This is a genomic window from Pseudomonas sp. BNK-44-b (assembly GCF_047456245.1).
GTDB classification, from domain to species: domain Bacteria; phylum Pseudomonadota; class Gammaproteobacteria; order Pseudomonadales; family Pseudomonadaceae; genus Aquipseudomonas; species Aquipseudomonas machongensis.
The window spans coordinates 4,320,113-4,333,090 of sequence record NZ_CP179908.1; the positions used below are offsets into that span (position 1 = coordinate 4,320,113).

Consider the following 12,978-nt stretch of genomic DNA (forward strand, 5'->3'; position numbering starts at 1 on the left):
TACTTGGGTCGTGTGAGAGCGGGCTTGCCCGCGAATGCTTTGGTGCGGACAAAAAACATTTTCGCCGCAAAACCTTATACAATGTGCGCCTTTAACCCTCTGTACACCAAGGAACCGAAGTGAGCACTCTGCCGCCCTGCCCCGCCTGCAACTCCGAATACACCTACGAGGATGGCACCCAACTGATCTGCCCTGAATGCGCCCACGAGTGGTCGGCCACCGGCGACGCCGAGACGGCCAGCGATGACGTGGTGAAAAAAGATTCGGTCGGCAACGTCCTGCAGGATGGCGACACCGTCACCGTGATCAAGGACCTCAAGGTCAAGGGCTCGTCGCTGGTGGTCAAGGTCGGCACCAAGGTCAAGAACATCCGCCTGTGCGACGGCGACCACGATATCGACTGCAAGATCGACGGCATCGGCGCGATGAAACTCAAGTCCGAGTTCGTGCGCAAGGTCTGAGCCTATTTGCAGGGCTACCCTCGGGTGGCCCTAACAGATCCTGCAACAGGATCATCTGCACCCTTCGGCAGAATTAATCCAATAGTCACTTGCTATTTTGATAATAATAATTATTCTCATTGGAACGCTTTCCAAGGAGAATAGCCATGACCTACCTGATCGACGCCTGGCTCGACCGCCCCCATCCCTACCTGCGCATCCTCCATCGCGAGACCGGCGAAGTCTGTGCCGTACTCGAGGAAGAAGCGCTCGACGAACTGCGTGACCAGGGCGACCTGGACCTCAACGGCCTGAACTCGAGTGAGCCTGGAGTACTGAAGGAACTGGTGAGGAATCTGTTTCTGTTCTGCTATGCGCGGGCGTTGCGCCCAGGGGGAACGGATTGGAATTGAGGCCGGCATTACCGGCCTCTTCGCGGGCAAGGCCCGCTCCCACCAATACACCTACGCACTAGAGCCTGCAGGGCACATGTGGGAGCGGGCTGGCCCCGCGATGAAGACAACGCAGTCTTACAGAACGTCGAGCAGCTCGACGTCGAACACCAGCACGCTGTGCGGCGGGATGCTACCAACGCCTTGCGCGCCATAGGCCAGCTCGCTCGGCACGTACAGGCGCCATTTGCTGCCAGCGTTCATCAGTTGCAGCGCTTCGGTCCAACCAGCGATCACGCCACCTACCGGGAATTCGGCAGGCTGGCCGCGCTCGTAGGAGCTGTCGAACACGGTGCCGTCGATCAGGGTGCCGTGGTAGTGGGTACGCACGTTGTCTTCGCGGCTCGGCTTGGCGCCGCTACCAGCGGTCAGCACTTCGAACTGCAGGCCCGAAGCCAGGGTGGTGATGCCATCACGCTTGGCATTCTCGACCAGGAAGGCCTTGCCCTCGGCGGCAGCAGCTTCGGCTTTGGCGGCAGCTTCGGCCTGCATCACTTCGCGGATAACCTTGAAGCTGGCAGACAGGTCGGCTTCGCTGACACGGCTGTCGGCACCGTTGAAGGCGTCGGTCAGGCCAGCGAGAATCGCTTCCAGGTTCACGCCTGGTGGTGGGTTGTCTCGCAGCTGGCCGCCCAGCTGGCGGCCGATGCCGTAGCTGACGCGGGATTCGTCGGTGGACAGGTTGAGTTCGGACATTGGCTTGCTCCGCTTAAGGGCGCACTGCATCCGCGCCCTTGGTCAAAAGGGCAAGCAGCCTAGCACACTGGGGCCGCGCGAAGCAGCTACCAGGCCGAACGCTGGGATATCGGGACCTTGAGGTCTTCCTCCGGGTGGCTGCCCATTCCGCACATCTCATCCTGCACCGACCAGTGCACCAGGTTCATCGACAGCATGGGCAGGGCTTGCAGGAGCAAGCGAGCATCTTCGACCGACTGCACCCGCAGGCGCTCGCCACGGGGATCGTTCAACGGATGGGCATGACCCTTGATCCGGGCCTCGAGCAGGTAATCGCCGCCTTCGATGGCGATCAGATTGAGTTCATCGACGTGGCCGGCCCTGGCCTCGGTATTGAGCTGATGCAGGTTCATGGATGCACCTCGCTGTGGGAAGCCCACATGAGTGCTCATTTTTTGTACAGAAGCCGGGATTAGACAAGGGGCCACTCGTCGGTCGGAAGCACGTCGCCCTTCTCGCGGGCGAACTCGCGAAAAGGGCAACACCGACTCAATGCTTGGTCAGCTTGTCCAGATAGCCCATGCAGAAGGCCGAGACCACGAAGGTCATGTGGATGATCACATACCACATCAGGTAGTCGGTGGAGATGTTCTGCGCATCCATGAACACGCGCAGCAGGTGGATCGAGGAAATGGCCACGATCGACGCCGCAACCTTCATCTTCAGCGAAGAAGAGTCCATCTTGCCCAGCCAGTTGAGCTTCTCCTTGCTCTCGTCGATGTCCAGTTGCGAGACGAAGTTCTCGTAGCCGGAGATCATCACCATCACCAGCAGGCCGCCGACCAGCGACATGTCGATCAGCGACAGGATCACCAGGATCAGGTCCGCTTCGCTCAGCGCGAAGACGTTTGGCAGGACGTGAACCACTTCCTGGAAGAACTTCAGCGCCAGCGCCAGCAAGCCCAGCGACAGGCCGAAATAGATGGGTGCGAGCAGCCAGCGAGAGGCATACATCGCGTTTTCGAGAATACGTTCCATGGAGGATAGGGACTCATGAGAGGACTGGAAAAGCGTGCGCGAGTATAGCCAGCCATCAATGACAGCAAAAGTCTGCGGCGGGTTGCCGCAGAGTCCTCTTCAATTATCCGGACGGAACTGGTAGTCCCCAATATTGCGGCAACGTTCTCCGTTGATCCGCCGCAATTGCGCCTGCAGGTGCAGGCACCAGATCTGCGGGTCTTCAGCCACCTGGTAGCCGTGCAGGGTCAAGCTGTCGACAACGGCGTTCATCACCGATTCGGCCACCATCGGCCCATGAAACGGCCCTTGTGCCTTGATCGCCGAAGGCTGTTCACCGGACATGCCGGCGGCAAACAGCAAGGTCCACATGCCGTTGTCGCCGGCCAGCGGACGGATGCTGCACTCGATGCGGGTCACCAGGCCAAGGCACTGGCGGGTGAGGCTGAGGTTGCGCATGGCGGCGTCCCCTCTGAGAAGCCCTGTTCAGCCTGCATGACAGGCTGTTTCCATCCTGAACCCTGAAAACTCCTTAAGTTCCAGCATAGATGACAGGTGGGCATTGCTGGAAAACCGGCGCTGAACGGTAGCACTTGGCCGCCAGCGCCGGATTATTGACTCAAGCCGGCTTGGCCTGGGCCACCATCTCCTCCAGCCGTTCCTTCTCGGCCTCCTTGATCTCTTCCTCGCTGATCATCTCGGCGATGACCCGCAGACGCTCGACCACCCGCGCGTTGACGCTGCCTTCAGGGAATTCGCCCTTCTCGTCCGGCGTCCCCGCATCCTCGCCCACCAGCAGGCTCAGCGCTTCATCGGCCTGGCTCACCGCATAGACATGGAAGCGCCCGGCTTCGACCGCCTGCAACACGCGCTCGTCGAGCATCAGCGTGGCAACGTTGGCGCGCGGGATGATCACCCCTTGCTCACCAGTCAGCCCACGCGCTTCGCACAGGCGGAAGAAGCCTTCGATCTTCTCGTTGACCCCACCCACTGCCTGCACTTCGCCGAACTGGTTGATCGAACCGGTGATGGCGAAGCACTGCTTGAGCGGCGTGCGCGACAGCGCCGAGATCAACGTACAGGCCTCGCCAAGCGAGGCACTGTCGCCGTCCACATAGCCATAGGACTGTTCCAGGGCAATGCTCGCCGAGATCGCCAGGGGGAATTCCTGGGCGTAGCGGCTGCCCAGGTATCCAGTGAGGATCATCACGCCTTTGGAATGGATCGGCTGGCCGAGGTTGACCTCACGCTCGATGTCGACGATGCCGCTGCCACCCGGGTAGACCGTGGCGGAGATCCGCGCAGGCATGCCAAATGCCGAATCGCCGACCTCCAGTACCGTCAGGCCGTTGCACTTGCCGATAGCAGCGCCTTCGCTGTCGATCAGGATGATGCCGGCGAGCATGTCATCGAGCACCCGCTGCGACACCCGCCCGGTGCGGGTCGCCTTGGCCTTGAGCGCACGCTCGATGTGGCCTGCGTCGGTCATCTCGTCGTTGGCCAACTGGCGGATGAAGTCCGCCTCGCTGACCAGCTGGAACAGGTCGCCGATACGCGCCGAGAGCCGCGACTGGTTCTCTGCCAGGCGCGCGCTGAAGGTCGCCAGGCGCGCCACGGCATCGCTGGTCAGCGGCGCCATGCCCTCTTCATTGGTACGCGTGCGCAACAGCTGGGCGAACTGCTCGAGGTTCTCGTCGACCATCGGCATGTCTTCGTCGAAGTCGACCAGTACGCGGAACATCTCCTGGAAGTCCGAATCGTGGTCCTGCAGCGCGTAGTAGAGCTGACGCGAGCCGATGATCACCAGCTTGACGTTGAGCGGGATCATCTGCGGCGTCAGGGTGACGGTGGCGATGCGGCCCAGTTCGCCCAGCGGCGACTCCATTTTCAGCTTGCGCGACTGCAGCGCGCGCTTGAGTGCATCCCAGACGAAGGGCTCGCCCAGCATTTTTTCCGCTTCCAGGATCAGGAAGCCGCCGTTGGCGCGGTGCAATGCACCGGGACGCAGCTGGCGGTAGGAAGTGGAAAGCGCGCCCTGGTCAGTGCTGTACTCGATGCGACCGAACAGGTTGTCGTAGGTCGGGTGCGGCTCGAACACCACCGGCGCGCCGCCATTGACCGGATGCCCCACCACCAGGCTTGGCGCGTATTGCTCCTCGAGCATCTTGCGCGCCACCGCGTCGGTCTTGGCATCGTCGACCAGTTGCTCGACCACGGTGCGCAGCAGGTTCAACTGCACCGACTGCAGGTAGGCGCACACCGCAGCGTTCTCGGCGTACTTCTCCGACAGAGGGGCCAGTAGCGGTTGCAGGGCCAGGGTGATGGTTTCTTCGTTCAGTTCGCGCAGCTGATTGTTCGACTCGCGCTTCCACTGCGGCAGGCTGGACAGCTCCTCGTTGAGACGCTCCTCCAGCTCGGCGATGTCTTCGTGGAACTGCTCGCGGACCTCTTCAGGCAACTGGGCGAACTCGGCCTCATCCAGCGCCTTGCCGTCGGCCATGGGGGTGAAGGCGACATTGCTGGCGTCGCGGTACAGCGCCACGTCCTTTTCCAGCGACGCGCGTTCGATCACATCCAGGGCACGGTCGTAGCGCTGGTTGAAGGCGCGATCGATGGCGCCCTTCTTCTGCTGGTAGGACGGGTGCTCGAACACCGCCGGGAAGGTCGCCAGCAGGTTGCCGATCAAACCGTTCATGTCGGCGATGAACTCGCCAGCAGTGCCTGCCGGCAACTCCAGCGCACGCGGCTCGCGGGTGTCTTCGAAATTGTTGACGTAGACCCGGTCGGCCGGGGTCTGCTGGCGCTTGCCCTCGGCCTTGAGGTAGCGCTTGACGAAGGAGAAGCGGCCGGTGCCCGGCTCGCCCATCACATAGACGTTGTAGCCAGGGCGTGGCATGGCCACGCCGAACTGCAGGGCCTCGACGGCACGCTCCTGGCCCAGTACTCCGCGAAACGGCTCCAGATCATCGGTGTTGGTGAAGGCAAACTGCTCGGGGGAAAAACGCCGGGTCAGGGCTTCGGGCGCGAGACGCAGGCGCGCAGCAACAGGATCGGGCATTGGGTTTCCTTACTTCGGCGGGGCGGATACGCAGCATTCTGGCGCCGGGGGCGCGCGCCTTGCAAGGCTCCGCGGGACTTTATGTCGCAGGCGTTAAAAAGGTTTGTCCAAGATTTTTTCGCAATCAACTACGCAACTATTGGATCGTGCCTAAACTCCAAACTGCGCGGGTGGGTAAAACGCTTCCCCGTCCTGGCAGTGAACTGCCAGACAACCCTGATCATTGATACGTATCGAAAAAGAGAATAACGCTATGAAACGGATTCTTCTGGGTACCTTGTTCGCCGCGGTTTCGATCAATGCCATGGCCGAAGCGCCAGGCGGCCCGAACTGCGGTTGGGGCAACCTGCTGTTCGAAGGCCAGCGCGGCACTCCGGCGCACTTCCTGGCCTCCACCACCAACGGCACCTCCGGTAACGCCACCTTCGGCATGACCTCCGGCACCAACGGCTGCTCCACCAAGGCAGCGCTCACCTACGGCGGTAAATCGTGGCTGGCCATGAATGGCACCATGAACGAACTGTCCGAAGACATGGCCCAGGGCCAGGGCGAAGCCCTGACCACCTACGCCGTGGTACTGGGCGTCAAACCCGAAGACCGCGCGCACTTCGCCTCGGTCACCCACGACCACTTCCAGCAGATCTTCAGCAGCGCCAACGTCACTGCCGAAGATGTCCACAACAACACCATCGCGGTCCTGAAAAAAGATCCGCAACTGGCGAAATACGCTACCGAAGCGTAAGTTCGACCCTGCCCGCCCCGCTTGCGGGGCGGGTTTCGCCCGCCTCCCTTCGGCATCATTCAGAAGTAGTTGCCCGATATGCTCAAACGCTTCGCCTACCTGACGTTATGCGCCTGCGCCCCTGCCTACGCGGCACCTTCATTGGATGAGGCGCGCGTGCAGCAGTTGGCCGCCGACCGCTACTGGATCGCACTGGGTCACTACGAAACCGCCAAGCTGGGCGGTTGGCGCAGTTATGTGGACGACGACAAATTCTTTCTCGCCGAGGACGGCGCCCATCATCCGGATCGCGAACTGCGGGCCACGGTCGATGCGCTGTATGCCCCGGCGAGCCTGGGCGACAAACACGCCCAATGCGTCTTTCCGGCGCGCACCCGCTGGCTACGTGAACAACTGCAGCTCAGCGACCTGCCGACCCCGGACTGCCAGGAATACAGCCGCTGGTACGCCGACGTCGCACCGCACAGCGCGGTGCTGATCTTCCCGGCGGCCTACCTCAACAGCCCGTCCTCGATGTTCGGCCATACCCTGCTGCGCATCGACAAGGCCGACACCCGCAGCAACGACACCACGCTACTCAGCTACGCGATCAACTTCGGCGCCTATATCGAAGGCAGCGACAACAGCATCCTCTACGCCTGGAAAGGCCTGATGGGCGGCTACCCCGGGCTGTTCGCGATGATGCCGTACCAGGAGAAACTCTCCGAATACCGCAGCCTGGAGAACCGCGACCTGTGGGAGTACCAGCTGGACCTGACGCCTGAAGAGACCGGGCGCATGGTCGAGCACGTCTGGGAACTCAAGCAGGTGCAGTTCGACTACTTCTTCTTCGACGAGAACTGCTCCTACCGCCTGCTGGAGCTGCTGCAGGTCGCCCGCCCCGGGCTGGACCTGACCTCGCAGTTCCCGCTCACCGCCATCCCCACCGACACGGTCAAGGCCGTCAAGCAGTCGGGGCTGGTGTCCGATGTGCGCTACCGGCCATCGCGCGAACGCGAGCTGCTGGCCCGCGCCGAGCCACTGGACCATCACGAAAAACAGCAGGTATTGGCCGTCAGCGCCGACACCGCGCAATTGCAGAGCCCCGCGTTCACCGCCCTGCCCCGCGAACGCCAGGCCCTGGTACAAGATGCGGCCTATCGCCTGGAACGCTACCGCGCCACCGGCCAGGAGCGTGACCCCGAACAGGCCAGGCGCAGCTTCGAGCTGCTGCGGGCAATCAACCGCAACCCGCCGCCACCGCTGCAGATCGAACGCCCCGGCCTGCCTGAGGACGGTCACCAGTCGCGGACCTGGCAGTTGGGTGTCGGCACCCGCGAAGACCGCGCCTTCGCCGAATATGGCTTGCGCATGGCCTACCACGACCTCAACGACAACGCCTACGGCTTCCCGCTCGGCGCACAGATCGAGATCCTCCAGCTCAAGCTGCGCCAGTACGAGGGCAACGACTGGCAGGTGCAACGCCTCGACCTGGCCACCATCCGCTCACTGACCCCGCGCAACGAGCTGCTCAAACCCTGGTCGTGGCAGGTCGCCGGCGGCCTCGAGCGGGTGCCGGGCAAGCATGACGACGAGGTGTTGGTCAGCCACGTCAACGGTGGCGGCGGTGGCACCTGGCAGCTCGCCGACGGCCTGCTGGGCTTCGCCCTCGGTACGGTGCGGGTCGAACACCACAACGACTTCGCCGAGTTCATCTCGCCGGCAGCCGGTTTCAATGGCGGCCTGCTGTGGCGCAACGGGCTGGGCAACATGACCCTGGAGGCGAAAGGCGATTACTTCACCAATGGCGAAGTGCGGCGCAGCCTGAGCCTGAACCAGCAGTGGGAGATTTCGCAGAACCTGGGCCTGCGGTTGAGCGCCAAGCGCGAGTTCAGCCACCTGGCCACCGCGCAGAACGAGGTGATGCTCGAATTGAAGTGGTATCAGTACTGATACCACTCACAGGGATTCGCATCATGACGTGCAATCCTTCGACGGCGTTTTGACATCGCCACGACAATCCGCGACCTAGACTTCCTCTATCACCCGGAGGTCCAGAGTCTATGTTGCGGTACGCGTTCGCCCTGTGGATAACCCTGCTGCTGGTCGGCTGCCAGTCCACCCACGAGCAGATGCTCGACCAGGGCTATCCACCGGCCTATGCCGATGGATTCCAGGACGGCTGCAGCAGCGGCCGCCAGGCAGCGGGGTTGATGGTCGGTGATTTTCGCAAGGACGTGCCGCGCTACCTCCACGACCGCCGCTACGAAAGCGGTTGGGACGACGGCTTTCGCCAGTGCCATGCCATGCAGAACAGCGAAGACACGCGCCAGTACCGAGAGCGCTACTGGGACGAGCGTGACCGCGACTGGCAACAGGAAAAAGACCGCGGTGCCGCGCGCGCCTATCGCCACAATTAGGTCGCAGCCAGACATTCAGGGAAACCCTACAGCCCTCACCATGGTCTCCAGAAACAAGGAGGCCGTTCATGAGCCGAGCATTCGTCAACGAAGACCAGGCCGCCGCCCAGGCCAGCCAGCCGGTGGAGCGACGGGTCAGCGACCAGCCCAACTACGTCACCGCCAGCGGACTTGCACAGTTGCAGCAACGCGTGGCGGCGCTCATTGCCCTGCACAGCGATCTGCAAGCCCAGGGTGAGCACGCCGACAAGCAGCGTCTGGCCGATACCGAGCGCGACCTGCGCTATTTCCGGGCACGCGTACAGAGCGCCCAGGTGGTGCCACCTGCAACCTCGCAGGACAAGGTGCAGATCGGTAGCCGGGTGAGGTTCGTCGATGAGCAGGATGAGGAGCACAGGGTGCAGCTGGTCGGGGAAGACCAGGCCGATGCAGCGCGGGGGCTGATCAACTGGGGCTCACCGCTGGGGCGGGCGCTGCTTGGCGCGGGGCCTGGGGATGAAGTGGTATGGCGGCGGCCTGCGGGGGATCTGTCCATCGAGGTGGTCGAGATCCTGGGAGAAGGTTAGGGGCTGCTGCGCAGCTCAATCGCGATTCCTGCAGGAAGACCAGCCCAATCCCTGTGGGAGCGGGCTTGTCCCGCGATTGGGCCGCAAAGCGGCCCGACGATCTCGAATCAGACCACGCCCTGCGCCAGCATGGCATCCGCCACTTTCACGAAGCCGGCGATGTTCGCGCCCTTGACGTAGTTGACCGACCCATCGGCCTCTTCGCCATAGTGCACGCAGGCATGGTGGATCGACTGCATGATCGCATGCAGCTTGCTGTCCACCTCACCCGCCGTCCACAGCAGGCGCATGGCGTTCTGCGACATCTCAAGGCCCGACACCGCGACGCCACCGGCGTTGGACGCCTTGCCCGGTGCAAACAGGGTACCCGCCTCGATGAACAGGTCCACCGCCTCGAGCGTGGTCGGCATGTTGGCGCCTTCGGCCACGCAGATGCAGCCGTTGCTCAGCAGTGTGCGGGCATCCTCGAGGTCCAGTTCGTTCTGCGTGGCGCACGGCAGGGCGATGTCGCACGGCAGGCTCCACGGCGTCTGGCCCTTGCGGAACTCCAGGCCAAAACGCTCGGCCAGCTCGCTGATGCGGCCGCGCTTGACGTTCTTGAGCTCCAACAGCGCATCCCACTGCTCGTCGTTCAGCCCGGCCTCGCAGAACAGCGTGCCCTCGGAGTCGGACAGCGAGATCACCTTGCCGCCCAGGTCCATGACCTTGCGCGCCGCATACTGGGCGACGTTGCCAGAACCGGAGATGGCCACGCGACGCCCGTCGATGCGTAGGCCCTTGCGCTTGAGCATCTCTTCGGCGAAATACACGCAGCCGTAGCCGGTGGCCTCAGGACGGATCAGGCTGCCGCCGTAGGTCATACCCTTGCCGGTCAGCACCGAGGTGAACTGGTTGGCCAGGCGCTTGTACTGGCCGAACATGAAGCCGATCTCACGGGCGCCCACACCGATATCGCCGGCCGGCACGTCGAGGTCAGCACCGATGTGGCGGTACAGCTCGCTCATGAACGCCTGACAGAAGCGCATGACTTCGGCGTCGCTCTTGCCCTTGGGGTCGAAGTCCGAGCCGCCCTTGCCGCCCCCCATGGGCAGCGAGGTCAGCGAGTTCTTGAACACCTGCTCGAAGGCCAGGAACTTGAGCACACCCAGGTTCACCGACGGATGGAAACGCAGGCCGCCCTTGTACGGGCCGATGGCGCTGCTCATCTGGATGCGATAACCGCGGTTGACCTGGACCTTGCCCTGGTCATCGACCCACGACACACGGAACAGTACCGCACGCTCCGGCTCGACCATGCGTTCGAGAATGCCGGCCTGCAGGTAGTGGGGATTGGCTTCGAGGAATGGCCAGAGACTGCGCAGCACCTCTTCGACGGCCTGGTGGAATTCGGGTTGGGCAGGGTCACGCTGCTTCAGGCGTGCAAGGAAATGGTCGACGGATTCGATCATGGTAGACATCTCACCAAGAGGATTGGACTTATTGATTTTTTCCGGACTCTATCAAGAAGCAATCGCACTGGAACAGGGCAAAATGTCGTTTTTCTGAATTTTTTTGGTGCGTTTTATATAAATGTATACAAATTGTCACCGAGGTGTGGCATTCGCGGGCAAGCCCGCTCCTACAGGGAAGCGTGCAGTTCCAAGCCATTGCAGGAGCGGGCTTGCCCGCGAATGAAGCCACCACCGCTCCCAGCCAGGCACAAAAATGGGGCCCCTGAGGGCCCCATCCTTGTGCAAGTGAAACCGGCTTACTGCGCCAGCTTCTTGTGCCGTACCCGGTGCGGCTGGGCAGCGGCGTCGCCCAGGCGCTTCTTGCGATCGGCTTCGTACTCGGTGTAGTTGCCCTCGAAGAACACCACGTTCGAATCATCTTCGTAGGCCAGGATGTGGGTCGCCACACGGTCCAGGAACCAACGGTCGTGGGAAATCACGATGGCGGCGCCCGGGAAGTCCAGCAGGGCTTCCTCCAGCGAACGCAGGGTCTCGACGTCGAGGTCGTTGGACGGTTCGTCGAGCAGCAGGACGTTGCCGCCCTCTTTCAAGGTCAGCGCCAGGTGCAGACGGCCACGCTCACCACCGGAGAGGTCCTTGACGAACTTCTGCTGGTCGCCGCCCTTGAAGTTGAAGCGGCCCACGTAGGTACGCGACGGGATCTCGTAGTTGCCGATGCGGATCTGGTCGGAACCGTCGGAGATCTGCTGGAACACGGTCTTGCTGCCGTCCAGGTCCTCGCGGCTCTGGTCGACGCAGGCCAGTTGCACGGTTTCACCGATCTCGATGCTGCCCGAGTCCGGCTGCTCCTTGCCCATCAGCATGCGGAACAGGGTCGACTTACCCGCACCGTTACCACCGATAACGCCGACGATGGCGCCTTTTGGCATGGAGAACGACAGGTTGTCGATCAGCACGCGATCGCCATAGCCCTTGGAGACATTCTTGAACTCGATGACCTTGTCGCCCAGGCGCGGACCTGCCGGGATGTAGATCTCGTTGGTCTCGCTGCGCTTCTGGAATTCCTGCGATTGCATCTCTTCGAAACGCTGCAGACGGGCCTTGGACTTGGACTGGCGAGCCTTGGCGCCTTTGCGGACCCACTCCAGTTCCTCTTTCATGGCCTTCTCGTGGGCGCTTTGCTGCTTGGATTCCTGCGCCAGACGCTCCGACTTGGCTTCCAGCCAACCCGAGTAGTTGCCTTCGTACGGGATGCCCGCGCCGCGGTCCAGTTCCAGGATCCAGCCGGCGACGTTGTCGAGGAAGTAACGGTCGTGGGTAATGGCCACCACGGTGCCAGGGAAGTCGTGCAGGAAGCGCTCCAGCCAGGCTACCGAGTCGGCGTCCAGGTGGTTGGTCGGTTCGTCCAGCAGCAGCATGTCGGGGGCCGACAGCAGCAGGCGGCACAGGGCCACACGACGCTTCTCGCCACCGGACAAGTGTTCGATCTTCGCATCCCAGGCCGGCAGGCGCAGGGCATCGGCGGCGACGTCCAGCTGACGCTCCAGGTTATGGCCGTCAGCGGCCTGCAGGATGGCTTCGAGCTTGGCCTGCTCGGCGGCCAGCTTGTCGAAGTCGGCATCCGGGTCGGCGTAGGCCGCGTAGACCTCGTCCAGGCGCGCCTGCGCATCCTTGATCACGCTGACCGCTTCCTCGACCACTTCACGCACGGTCTTGCTCGCGTCCAGCTGGGGCTCCTGCGGCAGGTAGCCGACATTGATGTCGGGCATCGGACGGGCTTCGCCATCGAATTCCTTGTCGACACCCGCCATGATCCGCAGCAGCGTGGACTTACCGGCGCCGTTCAGGCCCAGTACGCCGATCTTGGCGCCGGGGAAGAACGACAGGGAGATGTTCTTGAGAATTTCCCGCTTCGGCGGCACGACTTTGCTCAGCCGATGCATGGTGTAGACGTATTGAGCCATTCTGAGGACCTCTTGCACAAACGTGAATAAAACTGACAACTACCTGGCCAGCTTTGCAAAATGGGCCATTGTCGAGCTTTAAGGGCGTTCAGCGCAAATTCGCTTGCTGGGTACGATGTGCCCTGTCTGAAAAGAGGTCTTATGTCGCTGGCCAAACGCCCGCGGCAGCGCTTGCGGGGCGGCCCATATAGGGTTGCGGTCGAAGAGAGAGCCA

General features: G+C 62.5%; 13 protein-coding genes. 6 read left to right on the plus strand and 7 right to left on the minus strand.

Annotated elements, in window-relative coordinates:
- The first annotated feature begins 119 nt into the window (after positions 1-119).
- Together ACMGGG_RS19805 and ACMGGG_RS19810 are read left to right on the plus strand one after the other, a co-directional pair.
- Positions 120-461 carry a zinc ribbon domain-containing protein YjdM gene (locus tag ACMGGG_RS19805; protein ID WP_063546122.1) on the plus strand — a complete coding sequence of 114 codons (342 nt, stop codon included), beginning with the start codon at positions 120-122 and terminating at the stop codon, positions 459-461.
- A gap of 146 nt (positions 462-607) precedes the next feature.
- Positions 608-853, plus strand: a complete 246-nt coding sequence (locus tag ACMGGG_RS19810; RefSeq protein WP_054894068.1) for a hypothetical protein — start codon at positions 608-610, stop codon at positions 851-853.
- Between the two features lie 117 nt (positions 854-970).
- Here ACMGGG_RS19810 and ACMGGG_RS19815 read toward each other — a convergent pair whose 3' ends face one another.
- The 5 genes from ACMGGG_RS19815 to ACMGGG_RS19835 form a co-directional block, all read right to left on the minus strand.
- Positions 971-1,588 carry an FKBP-type peptidyl-prolyl cis-trans isomerase gene (locus ACMGGG_RS19815; RefSeq protein WP_054894067.1) on the minus strand — a complete coding sequence of 206 codons (618 nt, stop codon included), beginning with the start codon at positions 1,586-1,588 and terminating at the stop codon, positions 971-973.
- 86 nt (positions 1,589-1,674) lie between these two features.
- Complete coding sequence (locus ACMGGG_RS19820) at positions 1,675-1,980, minus strand: DUF6482 family protein (RefSeq protein WP_414154259.1); 306 nt, start codon at positions 1,978-1,980, stop codon at positions 1,675-1,677.
- Positions 1,981-2,116: 136 nt separating this feature from the next.
- Positions 2,117-2,605, minus strand: coding sequence for a TIGR00645 family protein (locus ACMGGG_RS19825; protein WP_003247486.1), 489 nt, complete (start codon positions 2,603-2,605; stop codon positions 2,117-2,119).
- A 99-nt stretch (positions 2,606-2,704) separates the two neighbouring features.
- Positions 2,705-3,043: a hypothetical protein gene (locus ACMGGG_RS19830; RefSeq protein ID WP_054894064.1), complete on the minus strand. Its 339-nt coding sequence runs from the start codon at positions 3,041-3,043 to the stop codon at positions 2,705-2,707.
- 160 nt (positions 3,044-3,203) lie between these two features.
- Positions 3,204-5,642 carry a Lon protease family protein gene (locus ACMGGG_RS19835; protein ID WP_054894063.1) on the minus strand — a complete coding sequence of 813 codons (2,439 nt, stop codon included), beginning with the start codon at positions 5,640-5,642 and terminating at the stop codon, positions 3,204-3,206.
- Positions 5,643-5,895: 253 nt separating this feature from the next.
- Here ACMGGG_RS19835 and ACMGGG_RS19840 point away from each other — a divergent pair, with 253 nt between their 5' ends.
- The 4 genes from ACMGGG_RS19840 to ACMGGG_RS19855 all read left to right on the plus strand — a co-directional run bounded on the left by ACMGGG_RS19840 (position 5,896) and on the right by ACMGGG_RS19855 (position 9,349).
- A complete protein-coding gene (locus ACMGGG_RS19840; protein WP_065864072.1) occupies positions 5,896-6,384 on the plus strand; it encodes a DUF3015 domain-containing protein in 489 nt (162 codons plus the stop codon).
- A gap of 78 nt (positions 6,385-6,462) precedes the next feature.
- Entirely contained in the window at positions 6,463-8,316 is a 1,854-nt protein-coding gene (locus ACMGGG_RS19845) for a DUF4105 domain-containing protein (RefSeq protein ID WP_112899170.1), read from the plus strand.
- Between the two features lie 110 nt (positions 8,317-8,426).
- Entirely contained in the window at positions 8,427-8,783 is a 357-nt protein-coding gene (locus tag ACMGGG_RS19850) for a hypothetical protein (protein WP_054894060.1), read from the plus strand.
- Between the two features lie 68 nt (positions 8,784-8,851).
- Positions 8,852-9,349, plus strand: a complete 498-nt coding sequence (locus tag ACMGGG_RS19855; RefSeq protein WP_063546126.1) for a GreA/GreB family elongation factor — start codon at positions 8,852-8,854, stop codon at positions 9,347-9,349.
- A 107-nt stretch (positions 9,350-9,456) separates the two neighbouring features.
- Here ACMGGG_RS19855 and gdhA read toward each other — a convergent pair whose 3' ends face one another.
- Together gdhA and ettA are read right to left on the minus strand one after the other, a co-directional pair.
- Entirely contained in the window at positions 9,457-10,797 is a 1,341-nt protein-coding gene (gdhA, locus tag ACMGGG_RS19860; RefSeq protein WP_125931421.1) for an NADP-specific glutamate dehydrogenase, read from the minus strand.
- A 299-nt stretch (positions 10,798-11,096) separates the two neighbouring features.
- Positions 11,097-12,764, minus strand: coding sequence for an energy-dependent translational throttle protein EttA (ettA, locus tag ACMGGG_RS19865; protein ID WP_054894058.1), 1,668 nt, complete (start codon positions 12,762-12,764; stop codon positions 11,097-11,099).
- Between the last annotated feature and the right edge of the window lie 214 nt (positions 12,765-12,978).

Coding starts and splice junctions, on each gene's coding strand:
- ACMGGG_RS19825 (WP_003247486.1), bottom strand. CDS start 2,605: ATGGAACGTATTCTCGAAAACGCGATGTATGCCTCTCGCTGGCTGCTC.
- ACMGGG_RS19855 (WP_063546126.1), top strand. CDS start 8,852: ATGAGCCGAGCATTCGTCAACGAAGACCAGGCCGCCGCCCAGGCCAGC.
- ACMGGG_RS19830 (WP_054894064.1), bottom strand. CDS start 3,043: ATGCGCAACCTCAGCCTCACCCGCCAGTGCCTTGGCCTGGTGACCCGC.
- ACMGGG_RS19845 (WP_112899170.1), top strand. CDS start 6,463: ATGCTCAAACGCTTCGCCTACCTGACGTTATGCGCCTGCGCCCCTGCC.
- ACMGGG_RS19815 (WP_054894067.1), bottom strand. CDS start 1,588: ATGTCCGAACTCAACCTGTCCACCGACGAATCCCGCGTCAGCTACGGC.
- ACMGGG_RS19820 (WP_414154259.1), bottom strand. CDS start 1,980: ATGAACCTGCATCAGCTCAATACCGAGGCCAGGGCCGGCCACGTCGAT.
- gdhA (WP_125931421.1), bottom strand. CDS start 10,797: ATGATCGAATCCGTCGACCATTTCCTTGCACGCCTGAAGCAGCGTGAC.
- ACMGGG_RS19850 (WP_054894060.1), top strand. CDS start 8,427: ATGTTGCGGTACGCGTTCGCCCTGTGGATAACCCTGCTGCTGGTCGGC.
- ACMGGG_RS19810 (WP_054894068.1), top strand. CDS start 608: ATGACCTACCTGATCGACGCCTGGCTCGACCGCCCCCATCCCTACCTG.
- ACMGGG_RS19835 (WP_054894063.1), bottom strand. CDS start 5,642: ATGCCCGATCCTGTTGCTGCGCGCCTGCGTCTCGCGCCCGAAGCCCTG.
- ACMGGG_RS19840 (WP_065864072.1), top strand. CDS start 5,896: ATGAAACGGATTCTTCTGGGTACCTTGTTCGCCGCGGTTTCGATCAAT.
- ettA (WP_054894058.1), bottom strand. CDS start 12,764: ATGGCTCAATACGTCTACACCATGCATCGGCTGAGCAAAGTCGTGCCG.